This window comes from Streptomyces sp. SM1, assembly GCF_002910825.1.
In the GTDB taxonomy this organism is placed as follows: domain Bacteria; phylum Actinomycetota; class Actinomycetes; order Streptomycetales; family Streptomycetaceae; genus Streptomyces; species Streptomyces okerensis.
This window is the reverse complement of the sequence record NZ_NEUB01000450.1, coordinates 1-4,836: the sequence shown is the minus strand read 5'-3', so window position 1 is coordinate 4,836 and position 4,836 is coordinate 1. Positions and strand designations below refer to the sequence as shown.

4 protein-coding genes are annotated in these 4,836 nt (G+C 72.9%); 1 reads left to right on the top strand and 3 read right to left on the bottom strand.

The window, feature by feature from the left end; all coding sequences use genetic code 11:
• A partial coding sequence (locus tag B9S61_RS11320; RefSeq protein WP_258039623.1) for a DUF6350 family protein occupies positions 1-432 on the bottom strand: 432 nt, incomplete at its 3' end.
• A 96-nt stretch (positions 433-528) separates the two neighbouring features.
• Here B9S61_RS11320 and B9S61_RS11315 point away from each other — a divergent pair.
• Entirely contained in the window at positions 529-1,761 is a 1,233-nt protein-coding gene (locus B9S61_RS11315) for a helix-turn-helix domain-containing protein (RefSeq protein WP_103542141.1), read from the top strand.
• Positions 1,762-2,071: 310 nt separating this feature from the next.
• On the opposite strand, the gene sucD is transcribed toward B9S61_RS11315, so the two are convergent.
• A complete protein-coding gene (sucD, locus tag B9S61_RS11310; protein WP_103542140.1) occupies positions 2,072-2,956 on the bottom strand; it encodes a succinate--CoA ligase subunit alpha in 885 nt (294 codons plus the stop codon).
• 21 nt (positions 2,957-2,977) lie between these two features.
• A complete protein-coding gene (gene sucC / locus B9S61_RS11305) occupies positions 2,978-4,156 on the bottom strand; it encodes an ADP-forming succinate--CoA ligase subunit beta (protein WP_103542139.1) in 1,179 nt (392 codons plus the stop codon).
• Positions 4,157-4,836: the final 680 nt, after the last annotated feature.

Here is a 4,836-nt window from a genome sequence, read left to right as displayed (position 1 = left end):
GAGGTAGCCGAGGACGACGCCCGACAGCGCCGTACGGCCGGGGACCAGCGGGGCCTCGTCGCCCGCGTCCCCGTCCGCGGCGTCACGGGCCGCGCGGTGCAGCAGCCACACGGGCAGCGTGAGCAGCAGCAGCGGGGGCAGACCGAGGGGGGCGGGTGCTCCGGAGAGGGTGTCGACGCGGACCAGTTCGGCGCCGTGCGCGAGCAGCCACAGCGCCGCGGCGGTGTGCAGGGCGCCGCCCGGGCCGCTGTCGGGGTAGGGGGAGCTGACCCACAGCAGCATCACGAGCACGGTGAACACCGCGAGCCCGAGCCCGGCCGCGAGGGCGCCGCCGAGAAGGCCGGCGGCGAGCCCGGGTGAGCGGTCGCGCATCCGGGAGAGCAGGGCGGCCGGCGTCGAACGGCGAGCGGTCATCTGGATCACGCCCGCCATGCTCCCAACGACACGCGCTTTCCCGGCGTAACGGGCGAAGTCCGGTTGTGTCGCTCAATATACGTTTATGTACTTTTCTGTACGGAGGGGTCCCCAGTGACACGGAGCCCCGCCGCCCCGCTCCCTCCGCCCGGGGAACGCCGACGCCTGCGTGAGGCGGGCGCCCTGACGCGGGCTCAGCTCGCCGCACGGGTGGGCGTACGGCCGGAGACGGTGCGTTCGTGGGAGTCCGGCCGCAGCACGCCACGCGGCCGGAACCGGGAGGCGTACGCGAAGCTGCTGGCCGGCCTGGCCCGGCCGGCGGAAGCACCGGCCGGAGCAGGGACCGGTGCCGGGACCGCCGGGAGTCGTGAGCCGGACCGTGAGCCGGGACGTGAGCCGGGTCGTCAGCAGAAGGAGGGCACTGCGGTGGTGACGGTGTGTCTGGACGATCCGGGCGGCGGCCACGGCCCCGCGGCGGTCCCGCCGGAGCCCGGCGCGTTCGCGCAGGCGCCCCCGCCGGCCCGGGTCGCCGAGGAGGAGGACCGCACCGGACCGACACCGGCTCAGGCCTTCGACGCCCTGTACTCCTTCTGCGCCCCCGCCCTCGTCCGGCAGACGTATCTGCTCAGTGGCCGCCGCGACCTCGCCCGCGAGTCGGTGGAGCGTGCCTTCCACCAGGCCTGGGACCGCTGGCCCGAGGTGGCCCGGGACCCGGACCCGGCCGGCTGGGTACGCGCCGCGGCGCACGACTGGGCGCTCTCCCCCTGGCACCGCTACCGGCGCCGCTACCGTCAGCCGGAACCCCCGCCGCCCGATGACGACGCCCGCACGCTCATGGAGGCACTGCTGCGCCTGCCGCCGCCGTACCGCCGCACGCTGCTGCTGTACGACGGGATCGGCCTCGGCCTGCCGGAGACGGCGGCGGAGACGGAGGCGAGCACCCGGGCGGCGGCCGGCCGGCTCACGCACGCACGGGAGACCGTCGCCGCCCGGCTGCCGGACCTGTCGGATCCGCGGGAGCTGCACCAACGGCTGGCCGAGCTGGCCTCCACCGGGCGGCTGCGGGCGGCCGAGCCGCCGGAGGTGCGCGGCGGCAGCGAACGCCGGGCACGCTTCTGGACCCGTGCCGCCATCGCCCTCACGGTCGCCCTGATCGGCACCACGGCCCTCACCCTGCGGACGGCGCCCACCGGCTACGAACCGCCGGTACCGCCGGGCGAGACGGTCCAGGGCGTTCCGCCGCGCGTGGCGCCAGGCCCCCTGTCGGACGAACAGCGGGAGTTGCGGGACAGGCTGCGCGAGGAGCTGCCGCGGGGACCGCAGCGGCTGACGCCACAGGCGCGGTGAACCACTGCCCGGCACGGGACACCGGTGGACCTCGCCGCGCCGTGCGGGGAAGCACCGGTGGGCGGCACCGCGCCGAACAACGGCGGCGGGTCCCCGAGCGGGGGCCCCGGCCCGTCGCCCCACGCCGCCCCACCCCGGACGCGGAGAGGACGGCGGGACCCGCCCCGGGCGGGCGGGAACGACGGGGCCCGTCCCCGGGGTGACGGCGAAACGACGGCGGGCCCGTCCCCGGTGACGGGCGGACACGACGGTGGGCCCGTCCCCGGGTGCGGGGAACGGGCCCACCCGTACGGTGTGCCGCGCCGGTGACTCAGCCGGCGAGGATCGCGCGCGCCAGCTTGGCCGTCTCGGTCGGCGTCTTGCCGACCTTGACGCCGGCGGCCTCGAGGGCCTCCTTCTTCGCGGCGGCCGTGCCGGAGGAACCGGAGACGATGGCGCCGGCGTGGCCCATGGTCCTGCCCTCGGGCGCGGTGAAGCCCGCGACGTAGCCGACGACCGGCTTCTTCACGTTCTCCGCGATGTAGGCCGCGGCCCGCTCCTCGGCGTCGCCGCCGATCTCACCGATCATCACGATCAGGTCGGTGTCGGGGTCGGCCTCGAACGCGGCGAGCGCGTCGATGTGCGTGGTGCCGATGACCGGGTCGCCACCGATGCCCACGGCCGAGGAGAAGCCGATGTCACGCAGCTCGTACATCATCTGGTACGTCAGCGTGCCGGACTTCGAGACCAGGCCGATACGGCCCGGCTTGGTGATGTCGCCCGGGATGATGCCGGCGTTCGACTGACCGGGGGTGATCAGGCCCGGGCAGTTCGGACCGATGATCCGGGTCTTGTTGCCCTTCTCCACCGCGTACGCGTAGAACGCGGCGGAGTCGTGCACGGCGATGCCCTCGGTGATGACGACCGCGAGGGGGATCTCCGCGTCGATGGCCTCGACCACGGCGGACTTGGCGAAGGCCGGCGGGACGAAGAGGACGGACACGTTCGCGCCCGTCTTCTCCATCGCCTCGGCGACCGTGCCGAAGACCGGGACGTCGTTGCCGTCGAAGTCGACCGACGTGCCCGCCTTGCGGGGGTTCACGCCACCGACGATGTTCGTGCCGTCGGCCAGCATGAGCTTGGTGTGCTTCATGCCCGTGGCACCGGTCATGCCCTGGACGATGACCTTGGAGTCCTTGTTGAGGAAGATAGCCATGGCTGTTCTGTCCCTCGTCCCTTACTTCGCGGCCGCGAGCTCGGCGGCCTTGTCGGCCGCGCCGTCCATGGTGTCCACGCGCTGCACCAGCGGGTGGTTGGCGTCGGAGAGGATCTTGCGACCCAGCTCGGCGTTGTTGCCGTCGAGGCGGACGACGAGGGGCTTGGTGACTTCCTCGCCCTTGTCCGCGAGCAGCTGGAGCGCCTGCACGATGCCGTTGGCGACCTCGTCGCAGGCGGTGATGCCACCGAAGACGTTGACGAAGACGGACTTGACGTCCGGGTCGCCGAGGATGATCTCCAGGCCGTTCGCCATGACGGCCGCCGAGGCGCCGCCGCCGATGTCGAGGAAGTTGGCGGGCTTGACGCCGCCGTGCGCCTCACCGGCGTAGGCGACGACGTCCAGGGTGCTCATGACGAGACCCGCGCCGTTGCCGATGATGCCGACCTCGCCGTCGAGCTTGACGTAGTTGAGGTTCTTCTCCTTGGCGGCCGCCTCGAGCGGGTTGGCCGCGGCCTTGTCCTGCAGGGCCTCGTGGTCGGGCTGGCGGAACTCGGAGTTCTCGTCCAGGGAGACCTTGCCGTCCAGGGCGATGACGTCACCGGAGGCGACCTTGGCCAGCGGGTTGACCTCGACGAGGAGCGCGTCCTCGGCGACGAAGGTCTTCCACAGGGTGACCAGGACGTCGGCGACCTTGTCGGCGACCTCCGCCGGGAAGTGCGCGGCCTCGACGATCTCGCGGGCCTTGGCGGGGGTCACACCCTCGTTGGCGTCGATCGGCGTCTTGGCGACGGCCTCCGGACGGTTGGCCGCCACCTCCTCGATGTCCATGCCGCCCTCGACGGACGCGATGGAGAGGAACGTGCGGTTGGCACGGTCGAGGAGGAAGGAGACGTAGTACTCCTCCAGGATCTCCGGGGCCGTCTCGGCGATCATCACCTTGTGGACCGTGTGGCCCTTGATGTCCATGCCGAGGATGTCCGTCGCGCGGGCGACGGCCTCGTCCGCGGTCGCGGCGAGCTTCACGCCGCCGGCCTTGCCGCGGCCACCGACCTTCACCTGGGCCTTGACGACGGACTTGCCACCGAGACGCTCAGTGGCTGCGCGGGCCGCCTCAGGCGTGTCGATGACTTCACCGGCCAGCACCGGTACATCGTGCTTGGCGAAGAGGTCCCTCGCCTGATACTCGAACAGGTCCACGCGCTTCCGTCCCTATCAGTGATCTCGCGGTTCGTTGGATGCGTGGGCGTGCCGCGAAGGGCAACGTGACGTCCGCTGTGTCACAAGGGAGGCGCGCACGGTGTCCGAGCACGCGGCATGTCCGTCTCGCAGGTTATCGCCGCATGGGTGACCTCTCTAAATCGCGGGTCACACGTGAGCGGTGATACCTGTCACATGATGCCGTCATCTCTGGCACGGCGTGCCGGAGGTGAGGGGCCTCACCGGGCTGGGGTTGACCCGGTGAGGCCCTTTGCGGCGCCCCGGCAGGACGATGGACGCCCGCGTCCGGGGGTGCGAGGTGACCGGGCCTCCACCGCGATGGGGGCCGGTCGCCCTTCCGCGGGGTTGCGGCCGGACGAGCCGACGGCTTTCGGCTGTCCGGGGCCTGCGTGCCCCGCGGAGTCCTTTGTTACCCGGGAGTCAGATGGGGGTGGAACGCGGGTGCGGTCATCCGGCCCCCGGGAGGGACGGTCCGCCCCGGTTTCCGCCGGGGCGGGGAGATCGTCCGCACGGCTGCGCCTGTTCGCACCGCTCCCCGCGGCGGGGGGAGCGGTCGTCCGGCCGCCCTGAGCGGGCGAGACCGGAACGTCCCGGCAGCGCTCCCGCGTCCCCGCCTGCCCGTGCGAAGCCTGTGGGCCTGCCGCAGCCGCGTCCGCGGC

Excerpts from the sequence above, each read along its gene's own strand:
- sucD (WP_103542140.1), bottom strand. The coding sequence starts at position 2,956 with ATGGCTATCTTCCTCAACAAGGACTCCAAGGTCATCGTCCAGGGCATG.